The sequence below is a fragment of the Streptomyces niveiscabiei genome (assembly GCF_001419795.1).
Classification (GTDB): Bacteria; Actinomycetota; Actinomycetes; order Streptomycetales; family Streptomycetaceae; genus Streptomyces; species Streptomyces niveiscabiei.
This window is the reverse complement of the sequence record NZ_LIRL01001405.1, coordinates 1-3,269: the sequence shown is the minus strand read 5'-3', so window position 1 is coordinate 3,269 and position 3,269 is coordinate 1. Positions and strand designations below refer to the sequence as shown.

The 3,269-nt window shown below is 72.3% G+C and carries 2 protein-coding genes; both read left to right on the top strand.

Features of this window, described 5'->3' with window-relative positions:
- Nucleotides 1-602: DUF3710 domain-containing protein (locus AOK24_RS44500; RefSeq protein ID WP_055725483.1), on the top strand; the 602-nt coding region annotated here is incomplete at its 5' end.
- Nucleotides 603-895: 293 nt separating this feature from the next.
- Nucleotides 896-3,269, top strand: a 2,374-nt coding sequence (locus AOK24_RS44495) for a sensor histidine kinase (RefSeq protein ID WP_055725482.1), incomplete at its 3' end; no start/stop codon positions are given.

Here is a 3,269-nt window from a genome sequence, read left to right as displayed (position 1 = left end):
GGCACGAAGAGCCCGCCGAGGGCCGCGTCGACCTCGGCGGGCTCTTCGTGCCCGGTGTCGACGGGATGGAGCTGCGGGTCGAGGTCGCGGGCGACGCGATCGTCGCGGCGACCGTCGTGCTGCGCGACAGCGCCGTCCAGCTCCAGGCCTTCGCCGCGCCCAAGCGCGAGGGCATCTGGGGCGAGGTGCGCGAGGAGATCGCCTCCGGCATCACCCAGCAGGGCGGCATCATCGACGAGGTCGAAGGTCCGCTGGGCTGGGAGCTGCGCGCGCAGGTGCCGGTGCAACTGCCGGACGGACAGAGCGGATTCCACGTCGTGCGGTTCGTCGGCGTGGACGGGCCGCGGTGGTTCCTGCGCGGGGTGATCTCCGGGCAGGGCGCCGTGCAGCCGCAGGCCGCCGGTCTCCTGGAGCAGATCTTCCGGGACACGGTCGTCGTGCGCGGCGAGGGGCCGATGGCTCCCCGCGACCCGATCGTCCTCAAGCTGCCGAACGACGCCCAGATGGTCCCCGAAGGGGTCCAGCAGCAGGACGAGGGCTCCCGGTTCTCCGGGGGCATGGGGCAGTTGCAGCGCGGACCGGAGATCACCGAGGTGCGCTGAGGCTTTTCCGCGAGATCGCAAAAGGGCCGGGTCCCCTGGAACCCGGCCCTTTTCGTATGCGGTTCTCGTGGGGCCGGAAAAAAATCTCGCGGAGCGTGAACCGATCGGCCCGGAACTTTCGATGAAGGGGCAAGAAGGGCCTGACCGACCCGGCCGGACCGGCGGGAGAGGCGGTGGGGTGTCAGGGTTTTGTCAAAGGTGGGGTGGTGGCGGAGGGAGTGTCTGATTTGTCTGACGAAAGGGTCGTAGCGTCTTCGCTGCACACGTGGCGGTCGGCGGAAGACAATGAGGGTATGGCGCGCGGAAAGCTTCGGATCTATCTCGGTGCGGCGCCGGGCGTCGGGAAGACGTACGCGATGCTGTCGGAGGCGCACCGCAGGGTCGAGCGCGGTACGGACTGCGTCGTGGCGTTCGTGGAGCACCACGGCCGGCCGCGCACCGAGGTGATGCTGCACGGCCTGGAGGAGATCGCGCGCCGCGAGATCGACTACCGGGGCGGCGTCTTCACCGAGATGGACGTGGACGCGGTACTGCGCCGGGCCCCGGCGGTCGCCCTGGTGGACGAACTGGCGCACACGAACGTGCCGGGCTCGCGCAACGCCAAGCGGTGGCAGGACGTCGAGGAACTCCTCGCCGCCGGGATCGACGTCGTGTCGACGGTGAACATCCAGCACCTGGAGTCGCTCGGCGACGTCGTCGAGTCGATCACCGGGGTCCGGCAGCGCGAGACCGTGCCGGACGAGGTGGTGCGGCGCGCCGACCAGGTCGAACTGGTCGACATGTCGCCGCAGGCCCTGCGCCGCCGCATGGCCCACGGCAACATCTACAAACCGGACAAGGTCGACGCGGCGCTGTCCAACTACTTCCGGCCCGGGAACCTCACCGCGCTGCGCGAACTGGCGCTGCTGTGGGTGGCCGACCGGGTCGACGAGTACCTGAACCAGTACCGCAGCGAACACCGGGTCTCGGCGATCTGGGGCTCCCGCGAGCGGATCGTCGTCGGGCTGACCGGCGGCCCCGAGGGGCGCACGCTGATCCGGCGGGCCGCGCGGCTCGCGGAGAAGGGCGCAGGCGGCGAGGTCCTCGCCGTGTACATCTCCCGCAGCGACGGGCTCACCGCGGCCTCGCCGAAGGAACTCGCCGTGCAGCGGACGCTCGTCGAGGACCTCGGCGGCACCTTCCACCACGTCGTCGGGGACGACATCCCCGCCGCCCTCCTCGACTTCGCGCGGGGCGCGAACGCGACACAGATCGTGCTCGGGTCCTCGCGGCGCAAGGCGTGGCAGTACATGTTCGGGCCGGGCGTCGGGGCGACGGTCGCCCGGGAGTCGGGGCCCGACCTGGACGTCCACATCGTCACCCACGAGGAGGTCGCCAAGGGGCGCGGACTGCCCGTCGCGCGGGGCGCCCGGCTCGGGCGGGCCCGCATCCTGTGGGGCTGGCTGGTCGGCGTCGGCGGGCCGGTGGGACTCGCGCTGCTGCTGAACACCGTCCACCTCGGGCTCGCCAACGACATGCTGCTGTTCCTGGCGCTGACCGTCGCCGCCGCGCTGCTCGGCGGGCTGCTGCCGGCGCTGGCCTCGGCGGCGCTGGGCTCGCTGCTGCTGAACTACTTCTACACACCCCCGCTGCACCGGTTCACGATCGCCGACCCCAAGAACATCGTCGCCATCGTGATCTTCGTCGGGGTGGCGATATCGGTCGCCTCCGTCGTCGACCTCGCCGCGCGGCGCACGCACCAGGCGGCCCGGCTGCGGGCCGAGTCGGAGATCCTGTCGTTCCTCGCGGGGAACGTGCTGCGCGGGGAGACCAGCCTGGAGGCGCTTCTCGAGCGGGTGCGGGAGACCTTCGGGATGGAGTCGGCGGCACTGCTCGAACGGGAGGCCGACGTCGCGCCGTGGACCTGCGCCGGGCGCGTCGGGCCCGGGCGGGCGGTGGAGCGGCCCGAGGACGCCGACGTGGACGTGCCCGTCGGGGACCACATGGCGCTCGCGCTGACCGGGCGGGTGCTGCCGGCCGAGGACCGGCGGGTGCTCGCCGCGTTCGGGGCGCAGGCCGCCGTCGTCCTCGACCGGCGCCGGCTCCAGGAGGAGGCCGACCAGGCGCGGGCCCTCGCCGAGGGCAACCGGATCCGGACGGCGCTGCTCGCCGCCGTCAGCCATGACCTGCGCACCCCGCTCGCCGGGATCAAGGCGGCGGTGTCGAGTCTGCGGTCGGACGACGTCGCCTGGTCCGAGGAGGATCAGGCGGAGCTGCTGGAGGGGATCGAGGAGGGCGCGGACCGGCTCGACCATCTCGTCGGGAACCTGCTGGACATGTCGCGGCTCCAGACCGGGACGGTCACGCCGATCGTGCGGGAGATCGACCTCGACGAGGTCGTGCCGATGGCGCTCGGCGGGGTGCCCGAGGACAGCGTCGAGCTGGACATCCCCGAGACGCTGCCCATGGTGTCCGTCGACGCCGGGCTGCTGGAGCGGGCCGTCGCCAACCTCGTGGAGAACGGGGTCAAGTACAGCCCGCCGGGGCAGACCGTGCTGGTCGCCGCGAGCGCGCTGTCCGAGCGGGTCGAGGTGCGCGTCGTCGACCGGGGGCCCGGGGTGCCCGACGAGGCGAAGGAGCGGATCTTCGCACCGTTCCAGCGCTACGGGGACGCCCCGCGGGGCGTCC